The 13,908-nt window shown below is 46.1% G+C and carries 8 protein-coding genes, 12 tRNA genes and 2 rRNA genes (1 of these 22 only partly in view); all 22 read right to left on the bottom strand.

Features of this window, described 5'->3' with window-relative positions; all coding sequences use genetic code 11:
* Positions 1–57 precede the first annotated feature (57 nt).
* Positions 58–1,887, bottom strand: coding sequence for a glutamine--fructose-6-phosphate transaminase (isomerizing) (gene glmS, locus QFZ77_RS07065; protein ID WP_307437934.1), 1,830 nt, complete (start codon positions 1,885–1,887; stop codon positions 58–60).
* Between the two features lie 475 nt (positions 1,888–2,362).
* Complete coding sequence (gene glmM, locus QFZ77_RS07060) at positions 2,363–3,703, bottom strand: phosphoglucosamine mutase (protein WP_173193434.1); 1,341 nt, start codon at positions 3,701–3,703, stop codon at positions 2,363–2,365.
* A 32-nt stretch (positions 3,704–3,735) separates the two neighbouring features.
* Positions 3,736–4,980, bottom strand: a complete 1,245-nt coding sequence (locus tag QFZ77_RS07055) for a CdaR family protein (protein ID WP_307437931.1) — start codon at positions 4,978–4,980, stop codon at positions 3,736–3,738.
* Positions 4,973–5,788, bottom strand: coding sequence for a diadenylate cyclase CdaA (gene cdaA / locus QFZ77_RS07050; RefSeq protein ID WP_307437928.1), 816 nt, complete (start codon positions 5,786–5,788; stop codon positions 4,973–4,975). Before cdaA ends, QFZ77_RS07055 begins: the two co-directional genes overlap by 8 nt.
* Before the next feature lie 186 nt (positions 5,789–5,974).
* Positions 5,975–6,583 (bottom strand): zf-HC2 domain-containing protein, encoded by a 609-nt coding sequence (locus QFZ77_RS07045; protein WP_307437925.1) that lies wholly within the window; start codon positions 6,581–6,583, stop codon positions 5,975–5,977.
* 66 nt (positions 6,584–6,649) lie between these two features.
* Entirely contained in the window at positions 6,650–7,246 is a 597-nt protein-coding gene (gene sigW / locus QFZ77_RS07040) for an RNA polymerase sigma factor SigW (protein ID WP_307437923.1), read from the bottom strand.
* 53 nt (positions 7,247–7,299) lie between these two features.
* A complete protein-coding gene (locus QFZ77_RS07035; protein WP_307437921.1) occupies positions 7,300–8,169 on the bottom strand; it encodes a DMT family transporter in 870 nt (289 codons plus the stop codon).
* Positions 8,170–8,291: 122 nt separating this feature from the next.
* Positions 8,292–11,078: a phosphoenolpyruvate carboxylase gene (gene ppc / locus QFZ77_RS07030; protein WP_307437919.1), complete on the bottom strand. Its 2,787-nt coding sequence runs from the start codon at positions 11,076–11,078 to the stop codon at positions 8,292–8,294.
* A 267-nt stretch (positions 11,079–11,345) separates the two neighbouring features.
* Positions 11,346–11,416 (bottom strand) — tRNA-Gly (locus tag QFZ77_RS07025).
* A gap of 7 nt (positions 11,417–11,423) precedes the next feature.
* Positions 11,424–11,497: transfer RNA gene (locus QFZ77_RS07020), tRNA-Pro, on the bottom strand.
* 23 nt (positions 11,498–11,520) lie between these two features.
* Positions 11,521–11,597 (bottom strand) — tRNA-Arg (locus QFZ77_RS07015).
* Between the two features lie 9 nt (positions 11,598–11,606).
* Positions 11,607–11,681, bottom strand: a tRNA-Gly gene (locus QFZ77_RS07010).
* Positions 11,682–11,720: 39 nt separating this feature from the next.
* A tRNA-Leu gene (locus QFZ77_RS07005) sits at positions 11,721–11,800 on the bottom strand.
* Between the two features lie 19 nt (positions 11,801–11,819).
* A tRNA-Lys gene (locus tag QFZ77_RS07000) sits at positions 11,820–11,892 on the bottom strand.
* Between the two features lie 10 nt (positions 11,893–11,902).
* Positions 11,903–11,974 (bottom strand) — tRNA-Gln (locus tag QFZ77_RS06995).
* 9 nt (positions 11,975–11,983) lie between these two features.
* Positions 11,984–12,056 (bottom strand) — tRNA-Thr (locus QFZ77_RS06990).
* A 12-nt stretch (positions 12,057–12,068) separates the two neighbouring features.
* Positions 12,069–12,144 (bottom strand) — tRNA-Val (locus tag QFZ77_RS06985).
* A 77-nt stretch (positions 12,145–12,221) separates the two neighbouring features.
* A tRNA-Glu gene (locus QFZ77_RS06980) sits at positions 12,222–12,296 on the bottom strand.
* A 15-nt stretch (positions 12,297–12,311) separates the two neighbouring features.
* A tRNA-Thr gene (locus QFZ77_RS06975) sits at positions 12,312–12,387 on the bottom strand.
* A gap of 2 nt (positions 12,388–12,389) precedes the next feature.
* Positions 12,390–12,465, bottom strand: a tRNA-Asn gene (locus QFZ77_RS06970).
* Positions 12,466–12,470: 5 nt separating this feature from the next.
* Positions 12,471–12,587 (bottom strand): 5S ribosomal RNA (gene rrf / locus QFZ77_RS06965).
* A gap of 67 nt (positions 12,588–12,654) precedes the next feature.
* Positions 12,655–13,908 (bottom strand): 23S ribosomal RNA (locus tag QFZ77_RS06960); it runs 1,666 nt beyond the window's last position.

The raw sequence follows: 13,908 nt of genomic DNA, 5'->3' as shown, positions 1-13,908 counted from the left end.
GTTACTGGTTCCACACTTTTATATCACCAGACAATGTAGTGTCTAAATAATCCAAACCTACTCCACCGTCACACTCTTCGCCAAATTACGAGGCTTATCAACATCATTACCACGCGCCAACGACGCGTAATACGAAAGCAGCTGCAGCGGTATTACCGACAACGCAGGTGATAAAACATCCAGCGTCTTAGGAATAACGAAGGTGCTATCTACAGACTTCTGCAGCTCCAGCTCACCTTCTACGGCAATCCCAAGTACATTTGCGCCGCGCGCTTTAACTTCTTTAATATTGCTTACCGTTTTCTCAAGCAGTTCATGCTGAGTAGCCAACGCGATAACCGGAACACCATCCTCGATTAGCGCTAGTGTGCCGTGCTTCAATTCACCTGCTGCATAAGCTTCTGAATGAATGTAAGAAATCTCTTTCAGTTTCAAAGATCCTTCCATGGCTACAGCATAATCCAAGCCTCTTCCGATGAAGAAGAGATTATCATGCTTAGCCATCTCCTCAGCGACTGCTTTAATGGCTTCCGCTTGCCCCAAAATTTCTTCCACTTGAGCCGGCAGCTCTTTCAATGCCTTAACCGCTTCTTTAATCTCATCCGATGTTTGTGTCCCTAGCGTTTGAGCCAGGTGCAAGCCGAGCAGATAGAAAGCAATTAACTGTGAAGTGTATCCTTTCGTAGACGCAACTGCAATTTCAAGGCCCGCCCAAGTTGTGATAACATCATCAGCTTCACGCGCTACCGAGCTTCCTACCACATTCGTAATGGCCAGTACATGCGCACCACAACGTTTAGCTTCACGAAGCGCAGCCAGCGTATCCGCCGTCTCACCTGACTGACTTACTACGATAACAAGCGTATCTTTCGTGATAATGGGTGAACGATAACGATATTCAGAAGCAACATCCGTTTCCACCGGAATACGCGCCAACTTCTCAATAACATACTTACCAACCATACCGGCATGATAGGCTGTACCACAAGCAATAATATGAACACGGCTAATGTTGCGAATCGCTTCAGCTGTAATCGTAAGCTCATTCAGCGTCACGCTAAGACCATCAGGGGAAATACGGCTGCCCATTGTGTCGCGGTAAGCTTTGGGTTGGTCATAGATTTCTTTCAACATAAAGTGATCAAATCCGGCTTTTTCGGCAGTTACAATGTCCCAATCGACATGAAACATTTCCCTGGAAATAAAATTCCCCTCTAAAGTCATTAATTCGACACCATCACGCGTCAACAGCGCCATTTCGCCATCATTCAAAATAAACACATTACGTGTATATTCAAGAATAGCAGGGATATCCGAACCAATGAAGTTCTCGCCTTCGCCAATACCGATAATCAAAGGACTAGCCTGGCGCACAGCTACAAGGCGATCCGGCTCATATTCGGTCAGTACACCTAGCGCGAATGCACCTGTCATATACTTTACAGCTTTTTGGACAGCTTTGAGGATATCTCCTTCGTACAAATCAGCGATTAAGTGAGAAATTACTTCTGTATCCGTCTCAGATACAAATTCATGACCTTTCGCAGTCAACTCTTCTTTGAGACTAATATAATTTTCGATAATACCGTTGTGCACAACCGAAAATTTCATTGAATTATCCGTATGAGGATGAGAGTTCACATCCGAAGGCTTACCATGTGTTGCCCAACGCGTATGTCCGATTCCAACGCTTCCGTTCAGTGGAGTCTCATCCAGCTTGGATTCAAGATTCGCGATGCGGCCTTTTGCTTTCTTAATTTGTAAACCATCAGCCGTGTACACAGCTACACCTGCAGAGTCATATCCTCTATATTCGAGCTTTTTGAGCCCTTCCAATAAAATTTCCTGAGAATTACGCTTTCCAATATAACCAACAATTCCGCACATAGTAGTACCTCCATAGTTTTATAAGCCTCTTTTATAAGGGCTATTTTTCAAAGATCCTGGTTTAACAATCAATCAAATACACAAGAAAAACGGCAAATCAAATAAACCATATATAAGGACGATCATTACGTTCATAAATAATAATTTAAGTAGATGTTGGATACTTGTCAGCCTGGTCGCCCAAACGTTTTTGCTCTCCAACTTAACGGCACTCCTCATGCCGGAAGGTCCCCGCCGAATGTTTCGAACACCTTCACCTCGTCAACTCACCTGCGTAGTAGTAGCAATCTCACTACATTTCCGTCCCGCTTGCGAGTTCTGGCGCTATTTGCTGCTTAATTAACCTCTATCCTGCCTTTCCTTCTTGAGTCAAATACATCATATTCATTTTAAAGCTTGCTTGCAACTTATTTTTTCTTGGAAAATCCCCCAATTAGCAATAAGCACGAAAGGGGGATCCACATGTCCCTGCCTTTTATACTAATTGCTCTTGAATAACCTTAGCAATATCATGAACATAAGCCTCAACTTGCTCCTTGTCAGGACCTTCAGCCATAACGCGAATTAACGATTCCGTTCCCGAAGGTCGCACCAGTACGCGGCCGTTATCTCCGAGTTCTTCCTCCACTTTACGAATGGCTTCCTCAATCACTGCGTTGTCCTTGAGCTTGCTTTTATCCGCAACGCGAATATTAACCAATAGCTGCGGGAACTTACGCATAATTCCTTTTAACTCACTAAGCTTACGCCCTGATTGGACAATGGTGTTCACCAGCTGTAATGCCGTCAGAATGCCATCCCCGGTCGAGATGTAATCAAGGAAGATAACATGCCCCGACTGCTCTCCGCCTAAGTTATAACCGCCTTTACGCATCTCTTCCATCACGTAGCGATCGCCTACAGCGGTTTGCAGAGCTTTAAGACCCGCTTTTTCAATCCCTTTGAAAAAGCCAATGTTCGCCATCACCGTCGTCACAATCGTGCCGTGGTTCAGCTTCCCAGTGCGATTCAGCGCATCGCCCAGAATACTAAGGATGAAGTCGCCGTCGACTTCTTCACCAGTCTCATCGATTGCGATCAGACGATCCGCGTCGCCGTCAAAAGCAAGACCAATGGCTGCGCCATGTTTCACCACTTCTGCGCGAAGCTTCTCAGGATGCGTAGAGCCGCAATGATCGTTGATATTGCGACCGTTCGGCTCAGCGCCGATGGTGATAACTTCCGCTCCCAGCTCGCGGAACACCGTAGGAGCCAGCTCGAAAGCTGAACCATTCGCGCAGTCCAGAACGACTTTGTATCCGGCGAAAGACTCGGATACCGTCTCTTTCAAGAACGCCAGATAGGCGAACTTCGCATCTGGCTCATCCGAAACCGTGCCAATCTCGCCGCCAACTGGGCGAGGTAATTCATCCACAGCCGCGTCAAGCAGCTGCTCAATTTCAAGCTCCGTCTCGTCAAGCAGCTTGAAGCCGTCGCCCCCAAAAAACTTAATCCCGTTATCCTCAACCGGATTATGCGAAGCCGAAATCATAACGCCCGCATCGGCTCCGAGCTTTTTCGTTAAATAAGCTACCGCCGGTGTGCTGACGACACCGATGCGAATAACCTCAACGCCAATCGATAGTAAGCCTGCTACGAGTGAAGCTTCCAGCATTGGACCCGAGATCCGTGTATCTCTCCCGATAACAACCTTCGGATGCTTAGCCTGTCTCGTTAATACATAACCGCCGCATCGGCCTACTTTATAAGCTAATTCTGGTGTCAGTTCGCCATTAGCGACTCCTCGCACACCATCTGTACCAAAATATTTCCCCATGTTTATATTCTCCTCTTTTTCTACAACCCATTTTATGGATTTGTTACTTTAGGTGTTTTCTCGCTGATTTCTACAGTCGCCTTCACTTCTTGCGGCATACCGAGCTTCACATAGGTCGGCAGATTTAATGTCACCTTCAGCTCATGCTTACCTGGCGGTAAATTACTAACATCCAGGATCGCCTGTACATCCTGCACTTTCATTTGATCAATGAGTGCAGGAGCGCCCTCTACCGTAATGTTTAGCTTAGCCGTCTCCGGCAATGTAACTTTCGTATCATAGCTTTCGTTTTGGCCAATAATCGTGATCGGTACATTTTCCAAAGCCTTCGTAATGGAAGGAACAATTTCCACGCGGACCGTAACTTTGGCAGGATCCAGTTGAGTTACTTTATTCCTCAAGGGAATGTCCAGTGCAAACTCCTTTGTTTCCTTCAGATCCTGAACACTCAGCTGCGGCCCCTGATAAAATTCTAGGCGATCTACAACATCTTGAGTACCGTAGACGGTTACCTTGTCCGGATTTTGAGTAACCATCGCTATCGCGAAACCTTTCGGCGGCTCTCCACTAATCTTCATCTGCAGCGGTATGGTTTGGAAAGGGCTCGTGATTGGCACTTCGACATCGACCACAGAAGGATTGATATTCAAAGTTACTTCTTTGCCATCTTTATCAAAAGCTTGCAGTCTCACTTGCTTCGTAACTGCAGCCTGGGCCTTATCTACCGAGACCTCGCCGCGAACATTCTCGATCTGCTCGAGCTTACTGGTCTGCGCGGTAATATACACCTTGGCTGGCTTTACAATCGGCTGTCCGGCTTTGAGACCGGCTGCTGGTGTTCCTTTGACATTAATAACGACTGGCACTTCTTTCATCTGCAGCTCTTCGATAATCACATGGACCGTTCTAGGAACAATTTGAACTTCCACATCTGAAGGAAAACCAACCGGTTTAAGTGTAACTTGATGATCTCCCTTGCCCACTTGCGTCAAGTCGAGTTCAATTTGATAGGAATTACTGGTCGTCACTTTCTTAACCGAGGATTCCTTCCCTTTCACAATAACCTGTACGTTGGCAGGAGCCATGGACGAAATGTGATAATGAGTTTCATCATATTTTGTCGTAATGGCTACGTTATTTATGGTTTCCTCCCGCTCTCGGAGAGGAGAATTTCCGGATATATTGGTTTCTTCCATGTGAACAACAACCCATAGCAAAATACCTATCACAAGTGCAACAATTCGCACCACATTCGTATTACGTAACCATTTATCCATTCGAACGCCCCCTCCATTTCAAGAAAGGGTTTTTCTCATTTGTTTTCGCCTTTGGCTTCAGTTCTTCGAACAATTTGGCGATCAAAGATTCTTCTTTAATGTCCCTTACGATATGACCATTCATTGTGAGCGAGATTTGCCCGGTCTCTTCCGAAACAATGATACACATCCCATCTGAAACCTCACTCATCCCAATGGCCGCACGATGCCGTGTACCAAGCTCTTTACTGATAAAGGGATTCTCAGACAAGGGCAAATAACAACCAGCAGCCATTAATTGGCCTTGTCGAATAATTACAGCGCCATCGTGAAGCGGCGTATTCGGTATGAAAATATTAATCAACAGCTCCGCACTGATCTTACTCTCTATCGCAATACCGGACTCAACATAATCAGTCAGACCGGTCTCTTTCTCGAAAACAATCAAGGCCCCTATCTTTCTTTTGGCCAAATAGTTCGCAGCACGTATTACTTCACTAATCCGCTTATTAACATCTTGATCCTCTTCCGTGGAAGATCGGCTGAATAGCTTCCCCCGGCCCAACTGCTCCAATGCCCGCCTTAGCTCCGGTTGAAAAATAATAATGACCCCAAGAACCCCGAACGTAAAGGTCTGGTTCATCATCCATTGCAGCGTACTGAGCTGAAACCAAATACTAAATACCCATGTAATGACGACAACAAGGATACCCTTCATAAGTTGAATAGCCCTTGTCCCACGCACCAACAGGATCAGTTTATAAATCACATAGCTAACGATCAGAATATCAACGATATCCTTAGCCGAGATGCTCGTGAGTAAGTCCATTTATTATTCTCCCCCAGCGACTGAACACAGTGATCTCTCTATAATAGAATCATAACATAAACCCAGATATACTTCTATTTTTCTCTCTACACAAGACGTTATCAAAACGAGTTTGGTTCATTTTATTAGTATGTAAAGAAAAAAACGTCCTCCTCTGGCAAAAAGCCATTTGGAAAACGTTTCAAGCTAATGCGAGAGCATGCCTACGAACTCGCCTAATTTATACCAGACCCAGCCCAATGCTTCATCGACTTGCGTGACGTGCCCAGAGATATGCGCGGTTGACGCTAGATTGAGAGAACCATCAATAACGGTTAAGTTTCCTGTTACATCGCCTTCAACTTTCAGTTTACCCCGCTGAACAACGAGATCACCTTTCACAGTATGCCCTTGCGGTACAGTAACTGTATTACCCTCAATCACAACGTCCTGAAGGTTACTTCCCTTCACCATCAAATTCGTATCATCATTCCACATGGACATGAAGCTTCCGAACATGACAGTAGCGAAAACAACAGCTACTGATACAGCAGGATGCTTGCGAATGAAGTCCATCCAGGAATTGCGCTTCTTCACTGGAGGCAGTCCGCTCATGATTTGTGCAGTTAACGTATCAGATACTCTAACGGGAGGCAGCATTCTAACCATCGCGTCCGTTTTCTCCAATTGTCTGAAAAGAGCATGACATGCTTGGCAGGATATCAAATGCTCCTTCAATCGCTGAGAATCGGATCCGTTCAAATCACCGTCGAGATATTCATGTATGAGCGGGAGGGCTTCTTTACAATTCATCATTCAGCCACCCCTTTCTTAGACTTTTGCATGTTGTGGTATACCATACGTTTGAATTTCAAATATGTTTCACATATGAACAGGATTTGTGCTACCAACTTGATCCTCCTGCTCTAACCTTTTACGCAAGTACTCCCGACCACGATGTACACGCGTTTTGATCGTTGTAACTGGCATATCAAGTACGTCGCTTATCTCCTGCAAAGACATATCATGCAGATATCTCAGAATCACAACGGATTTATATTTTTCAGGTAACGTTTCAATAGCCTGACGTATCTGTTCCTGTGTTTCGGACACAATCACTTGCTTCTCAGGTGTGTCCTCATGACTTGGTAGCATGGCATAATAATCATTGCCCTCTCCATCCGGCATCTCCGCATCAAGCGAGTAGGTGTTCTTTCTTCGACGCAGCTTATCGATACACAGATTCGTCCCTATACGGAAAATCCAAGTCGAAAACTTCTGATTCTCATCGTATCGGTGCAGATTGGTAAATACCCGCAAGAACGTCTCCTGCACAGCATCCTCGGCTTCTTGCTTATTATTCAGCATACGGTAAGCCAAATGAAAGATCTTGTCCTTATAGAGCTCCACAAGCTCTGCAAAAGCATTCCGATCCCCATTCCTGGCCACCTTAGCCAGACGTGCTTCTACAAAGTTCAATTCGATTTCCTCCGGCTTCTCGACAATTCGATCTACATATACATACGCAGAAATTATGATTTGTTTTCAGAAATAATTATGCCTCCTATGATCAGTCCCATCCCTAACCATTGTAACCCATTTACCGGCTCTCCTATAAGTAGGTAAGCAGCAATAACGGCTACTGGCAGCTCCACCGATCCAAGCATAGCAGCAAGCGTACTACCGATTCGCGGAATTCCGATATTAAACGACACCGTAGGCACAACCTGTCCCAAGAAGCCCAGCATAAGTCCCCATAACAGCAGCGTACTTCCATTCTCATGTACAAAAACCGTCGGTGGATACAGAATATACATAACAGGCATCGCCGCGGTAAGCATAATAGCCGAATTCATAAGAGGAGGCAGGGTACTAACCACTTGTCCAGTGAAAAAGAGAAAAATGCTGTAAGTCAAAGCCGACAACAACCCATATAAAATCCCCAGTAAACTAAATTGTTCCCAGTTCGTTTCGAACACATTTACAGCAAGTAATGTACCCACCAATATTAAGACAATCGCTATGCTTTCTGCCTTTCTTGGAAGCCTTCGTTTCACGATACAATCCATTGTTATGGTCATCCATGTGAACTGAAACAGAAGAATAATCGATAAAGAAGCATTCAACTCTTTTAAAGCAATATTGAAAAAGACCGTCGTTAAAGCCAATCCAAAAATACCTATCAAACCAAGCTTAATCCAAGGACCTTTAAAGGGATTGACCCATGATTTTTTGTGAAAAAGAATCAACATCCATACGAACAACGTTCCCATCGTCATTTGTGCCGGTGTAATTTGTCCTTCTGTAAATCCTTGATCGTAGGCCATCTTGATAAAAGAGGAAAGCAAGCCATAGCTTGACGCCCCGATTATAACAAGGACCATTGCTAACCATCGCCCCATGTTGTTGCACAACTCCCGTCTATGGGCATTTCGTATAAGGACAGGAAAAGTCGAGCTGCCTACGTTAGACGTGGCCCCCGACTTTATCATCCTGTATCTTACTTCCTACGCTCTAAGTTTTATCAGCCTGTATTTCTAAGCCCAGCGGCTATTCCGTTAATCGTAAGCAGCACTTCACGAAGCAGGATAGCATCATCCTCGTTGTTCTCCCGTAGTGCACGAAGCTCAGTAAGCAGCTCAACCTGCATATAGCTCAGCGGATCTACATAGGGATTACGCAGACGGATGGACTCCTGAATAACAGGAACATTATCCAAAATCTCTTGCTGACCCGTAATTTGTAAAATGATGGACGAAGTCAGTTCATATTCTTCCCTAATGAGATTGAAGATACGCTCTGCAATTGCCGATTCTTTGACCAGGTTGCCGTATTCCTTAGCAATTTGAAGGTCAGCCTTAGCTAGAGCCATTTGCAAATTATCAATCATCGTCTGGAAGAACGACCAATTTTCATACATTTCTTTCAAAGTTTCTAAGTTCGCCGCTTTACCTTGATAAAAGCTTTGGAGACCCGAACCCGCCGCGTACCAAGCCGGAAGCAAATATCTCGTTTGGGTCCAAGAGAATACCCAAGGAATCGCACGCAAATCTTCGAATTTATCGCTATTTTTACGTTTGGATGGACGTGAACCGATATTCAGCTCACCAATCTCTGGAAGCGGTGTGGATTCTTTGAAGAACGTTAAGAAGTCTTCGTCTCGGAAAATGAGATCCTGATACTTCGTCTGTGCTTGTTCCGAAATACCACGCATAATGTTCTCCCACTTGTCTTCAAGTGGATTTCTTTGCGGAGAACGGGATAATTTGGATGCCGTAATTAACGCAAAAGTCGCTTGCTCCAAGCTGCGGTATGCAATGCCTTGCAAGGAATAACGGGAAGATAATACTTCGCCTTGCTCCGTAATCTTAATGCCGCCACCAAGCGTTTCAACCGGCTGAGCCAGAATGCTGCGGTTAAGCGGCATACCGCCACGACCTAATGCTCCGCCACGGCCATGGAAAAACTTCAGCTTCACACCATATTGTTTAGCTGCTTCCGTAATATCCTGAAGCGCCATACGAAGCTCCCAGTTCGCTGTAATCACACCGCCGTCTTTATTACTGTCTGAGTAGCCCAGCATAATCTCATGGAGTTGTGTCACAGGGTCAAGGCTAGCTTTGTAAGCAGGGATCGCTAACAACGTGCTCATAATCCCAGGAGCCGCATGCAGGTCATCGATCGTCTCAAAAAGAGGTACAGACTGTAACGTACTCGTCACACTGCCATCGCTCTCTTTGCGATATAATCCAGCCTCTTTTGCAAAGACAACTACCTCCAAGAGGTCACTAGCTCCTTGCGTCATACTAATGAGATAGCTGTTAATACAGTTGCGACCGAATTCCTTCTGTGCTTTGCCTACAGTACGATAAACATCTAAACACTCCTGAGTACTTTCCGAGTAATCCAAATACGTAGATGTAATCGGTCTTGGATCATTCAGAACATCCGTTAAGAGACTGATTTTCTCCTCTTCCGACAGCATACTGTAATCACTCGTGATGCCCATTTTCGCCAAAACCTCAGTCATCGCATTCTCATGCTCTTTACTGTGCTGTCTGATATCCAGAGCAGCCAAGTGGAAGCCGAACAGCTCAACCTGGCGAATAAGCTTTTTAATATATTTGTCAGCTACATAGTCAGCAAAATGCATCCTCAAGCTAGCCTCGATGATTTTCAAATCACTAATAAACTCTTCCGGACTGTTGTATTTCTGGCTTGTAGGAACATTCGGATTGCCAGTGTTATGAACCTTCTCAATCATATAAGTCGTCTTGATGCGATATGGCTCTTTCTCATTACGCCAAACGTCCTGTATATTCCCCATAGCTTCACGGTCGCATTGAATAGATTCAAGTAGATCGTCGCTAACGTTCACAATGCTTTTACTGAAGCTCATATTCTCAAGTGTTTCTTTGAGCACTTCTTCATACTTTTGCAAAGCCAGTTGACGATGCAAACCTAGTGTTTCCCAAGTCACATTCGCTCTAACCGATGGGTTACCGTCACGGTCCCCACCAATCCATGAACCGAATTTCAAGAAAGACGGCACATGCCAGGAGTCTTGCGGGTAATATTTATTTAAACAGCGCTCAAGCTCATGATAGATCTCTGGTAGTACATCAAACAAAGTTTCGTCAAAATAATACATACCATTACGAACTTCATCAATAACCGTTGGTTTCCTATCACGCAGCTCGTCCGTTTGCCAAAGATTAAGAACCTCTCCGAGCAGCTTCTCACGCAATTGTTCACGCTCGCGATAAGTCAACATAGGATTATCGAGTTTCATCATATCTTCCGAAATACGCAGATTAATATCAAGTACAGCTCTACGCATGGCTTCTGTCGGATGTGCTGTCATTACTAGTTCCAAGGAGATAGCTTTCAGAATTTCTTGAACCTCTGCATATGGAATATGATTATTCTTTAACTCTTGCACAATACTCTCTATGGAACCTGGCTGTACGGACTCACCAGATGAGCGTTCGTAATCTCTTTTACGACGGATCCGATGGTTCTGCTCAGCAATATTAACAAGTTGGAAGTAAATAGCGAATGCACGAATCACTTGATGACGAATCTCCGGATCCAAGGAGGAGATCGTTTTCTTAAATTCATCATATATCTCGATTACATAGTGTGCTCTTAAAGACTTACTCATCTCACGAATTCTCTCGACAACATCAAGCAGATCATTACCGCCTTGATGAACCAGAACTTCACCTAGTATGTGGCCCAAGAAGCGTACGTCCCTGCGCAGCAGGTTATTCGTTGCTTGCTTCTGTAGGACAATATCATTCTCTAACATTACTCTCCACCTCATCTATTCACTATGTTGCACTAATGCTTCTCTCTACAAAAGCTAGATGTTATAAAAACTCATTTCAGAATATTTTACCACAATCCGCCCTCTACACATAGTATTAAAATAAAAAAAAGCCACGCCAGAGCGTGGTAATTTATGTATTACGTCTTTTACAGCCTGTACAAATTCACGGACGATCGAACCTATATGGCTTCTCTTCTTTCCCGTTCAATGAAAAAAGACCACCTGAAGGTGGTCTTTTTTCATTGAAGCGGGCGGCGGGAATCGAACCCGCGCGATCAGCTTGGAAGGCTGAAGTTCTACCATTAAACTACGCCCGCGTGTCTATCGGGACGACACGATTTGAACATGCGACCCCCTGCTCCCAAAGCAGGTGCTCTACCAAGCTGAGCTACGTCCCGATAAGGTAATAACATATGAAAAATGGCGCGCCCTGAGAGATTCGAACTCCCGACCTTTTGATTCGTAGTCAAATACTCTATCCAGCTGAGCTAAGGGCGCTTAATAAAATGGAGCGGAAGACGGGGATCGAACCCGCGACCCTCGCCTTGGCAAGGCGATGCTCTACCGCTGAGCCACTTCCGCATGGGTACCTCAGGAGTATGAATACTGCTGAGGATTTGATGCGCGTAGAGGGACTTGAACCCCCACGGTCACCCGCTAGATCCTAAGTCTAGTGCGTCTGCCAATTCCGCCATACGCGCATGCTGTAAATAAGGCAAGTGAGTCATGTAGGATTCGAACCTACGACACCCTGATTAAAAGTCAGGTGCTCTACCAACTGAGCTAATGACTCAAGTGAAGAACTGGGGATCAAGGATTTGAACCTTGGCATGACGGAGTCAAAGTCCGTTGCCTTACCGCTTGGCTAATCCCCATCGAAAACATGCCGTCGAGAGGACTTGAACCCCCAACCTACTGATTACAAGTCAGTTGCTCTACCAGTTGAGCTACAACGGCTTATGAAGTTAATGGTGGAGGCTGACGGGATCGAACCGCCGACCCTCTGCTTGTAAGGCAGATGCTCTCCCAGCTGAGCTAAGCCTCCATGGGATAATGAATTTGGTGCCCACGCAAAGTATTCGGATTAAGCTTCATAGCTTTACGTCACTTTGTGGGGATTATTGGTGACCCGTAGGGGACTCGAACCCCTGTTACCTCCGTGAAAGGGAGGTGTCTTAACCACTTGACCAACGGGCCTTACTAATAAATTACTGGAGCTTCCAACCGGAATCGAACCGGTGACCTCATCCTTACCATGGATGCACTCTACCGACTGAGCTATGGAAGCATTGGCTCCCCGAACAGGACTCGAACCTGTGACAACTCGATTAACAGTCGAGTGCTCTACCAACTGAGCTATCAGGGAAAACTGCTTGGCAACGTTCTACTCTCCCAGAACCCTGCGGTTCAAGTACCATCGACGCTGGAGGGCTTAACGGTCGTGTTCGAGATGGGAACGCGTGGATCCCCTCCGCCATCATCACCAAACAGTCAAAGCGTGTTTGCGCCTTGAAAACTAGATACGAAACTTACATAAAGTGAACATTTTAGGGTTTTGGTTAAGCCCTCGACCGATTAGTATTCGTCAGCTGCATACATTGCTGCACTTCCACCTCGAACCTATCAACCTCGTCGTCTACAAGGGGTCTTACATACTGGGAAATCTCATCTTGAGGGGGGCTTCGCGCTTAGATGCTTTCAGCGCTTATCCCCTCCGTACATAGCTACCCAGCGATGCCTCTGGCGAGACAACTGGTACACCAGCGGTACGTCCATCCCGGTCCTCTCGTACTAAGGACAGCTCCTCTCAAATTTCCTACGCCCGCGACAGATAGGGACCGAACTGTCTCACGACGTTCTGAACCCAGCTCGCGTACCGCTTTAATGGGCGAACAGCCCAACCCTTGGGACCTACTTCAGCCCCAGGATGCGATGAGCCGACATCGAGGTGCCAAACCTCCCCGTCGATGTGGACTCTTGGGGGAGATAAGCCTGTTATCCCCAGGGTAGCTTTTATCCGTTGAGCGATGGCCCTTCCATTCGGTACCACCGGATCACTAAGTCCGACTTTCGTCCCTGCTCGACTTGTAGGTCTCGCAGTCAAGCTCCCTTATGCCTTTGCACTCTGCGAATGATTTCCAACCATTCTGAGGGAACCTTTAAACGCCTCCGTTACATTTTAGGAGGCGACCGCCCCAGTCAAACTGCCCACCTGACACTGTCCCCATACCGGATCACGGTACCAGGTTAGAACTCCGATACGATCAGGGTGGTATCCCAACGATGCCTCCACCCAAGCTGGCGCTCAGGCTTCAAAGGCTCCCACCTATCCTGTACAGATCGTACCAAAGTCCAATATCAAGCTGCAGTAAAGCTCCATGGGGTCTTTCCGTCTTGTCGCGGGTAACCTGCATCTTCACAGGTATTAAAATTTCACCGGATCTCTCGTTGAGACAGCGCCCAAGTCGTTACGCCATTCGTGCGGGTCAGAATTTACCTGACAAGGAATTTCGCTACCTTAGGACCGTTATAGTTACGGCCGCCGTTTACTGGGGCTTCAATTCATAGCTTCGGAACCGAGGTCCCTAACCACTCCTCTTAACCTTCCAGCACCGGGCAGGCGTCAGCCCGTATACTTCGCCTTGCGGCTTCGCACAGACCTGTGTTTTTGCTAAACAGTCGCTTGGGCCTTTTCACTGCGGCCCCCTCGGGCTATTCACCCTACCGAGGCACCCCTTCTCCCGAAGTTACGGGGTCATTTTGCCGAGTTCCTTAACGAGAGTTCTTCCGCGCGCCTTAGAATTCTCTT

The sequence above is a fragment of the Paenibacillus sp. V4I3 genome (assembly GCF_030817215.1).
In the GTDB taxonomy this organism is placed as follows: Bacteria; Bacillota; Bacilli; order Paenibacillales; family NBRC-103111; genus Paenibacillus_E.
The sequence above is the reverse complement of the archived record's forward strand: the minus strand, read 5'-3'. Positions and strand labels throughout refer to the sequence as shown.

Excerpts from the sequence above, each read along its gene's own strand:
- ppc (WP_307437919.1), bottom strand. The coding sequence starts at position 11,078 with ATGTTAGAGAATGATATTGTCCTACAGAAGCAAGCAACGAATAACCTG.
- glmM (WP_173193434.1), bottom strand. The coding sequence starts at position 3,703 with ATGGGGAAATATTTTGGTACAGATGGTGTGCGAGGAGTCGCTAATGGC.
- QFZ77_RS07035 (WP_307437921.1), bottom strand. The coding sequence starts at position 8,169 with ATGGGGCGATGGTTAGCAATGGTCCTTGTTATAATCGGGGCGTCAAGC.
- QFZ77_RS07055 (WP_307437931.1), bottom strand. The coding sequence starts at position 4,980 with ATGGATAAATGGTTACGTAATACGAATGTGGTGCGAATTGTTGCACTT.
- QFZ77_RS07045 (WP_307437925.1), bottom strand. The coding sequence starts at position 6,583 with ATGATGAATTGTAAAGAAGCCCTCCCGCTCATACATGAATATCTCGAC.
- cdaA (WP_307437928.1), bottom strand. The coding sequence starts at position 5,788 with ATGGACTTACTCACGAGCATCTCGGCTAAGGATATCGTTGATATTCTG.
- glmS (WP_307437934.1), bottom strand. The coding sequence starts at position 1,887 with ATGTGCGGAATTGTTGGTTATATTGGAAAGCGTAATTCTCAGGAAATT.